Source organism: Mesorhizobium sp. M4B.F.Ca.ET.089.01.1.1, from assembly GCF_004022605.1.
Classification (GTDB): domain Bacteria; phylum Pseudomonadota; class Alphaproteobacteria; order Rhizobiales; family Rhizobiaceae; genus Mesorhizobium; species Mesorhizobium abyssinicae.
This window is the reverse complement of record NZ_RZOS01001120.1, coordinates 1-694: the sequence shown is the minus strand read 5'-3', so window position 1 is coordinate 694 and position 694 is coordinate 1. Positions and strand designations below refer to the sequence as shown.

Below are 694 nucleotides of genomic sequence, written 5' to 3'. Positions count from 1 at the left end.
GCTAAGCACGGAAGCGTCGTTAGGCGAGCGCCAGAAATTTCTACACAGGAAACGCTCTTCTGCAGGCTCATGCCTTGAGAAGCCGCGAGGCGCCAAATCCCCGCGGCTCCGGCCGAAGTGTAGCCGACGAATTCGAACCCGCGCGATCATCAGCCGGACTGCGAGGCGAGGCCGAGGGACACGTCGTTACGATGCTCGCGCAGCCTGAAGCTCAGCACGAGCAGCGCGACGCCGAAGGCGATGGCGTAAGCGCCGATCCACCAGGTCAAGACCAACGCGCCGATCAGCGGCGCCACTACCAGCAATGCCCCGAAAATGACAGAGATGATCCCGCCTGCCACCAGCCACCAGCGGCCGTGATCCCGCCTAAGTTGGTAGGCGGCCGCCCACATCAGCCCGCCCGACACGACGGCCCAGGCGGCGATGACGAGCACGAAAGCAAGGAGCGTGATCGCCGGCCATAGGAACGCGATGACGCCCGCCGCGATGTCGGCGACGCCCTCCAGCAGGAGCAGGCCCCAACGTTCGTTTGCACGCGCCGCGCGCAGGGCGGCGGCGATTGCGAACGCGCCGTCCACCAGCATGTAGGCCGAGAAGAAGAGGACCAGCGAGAGCATAGTCGGCCCGGTGAGTAAAAGCGCGAAAAGGCCGAAGATGATGGCGACCACGCCGCGCAGCGCGATGAGCCACCAGT

General features: G+C 65.6%; 1 protein-coding gene. It reads right to left on the bottom strand.

All coding sequences use genetic code 11. The features are described 5' to 3' along the window. Positions 1–149 precede the first annotated feature (149 nt). Positions 150–694 (bottom strand): HdeD family acid-resistance protein (locus tag EN780_RS36370; protein ID WP_133372960.1); only part of this gene is annotated, 545 nt, incomplete at its 5' end.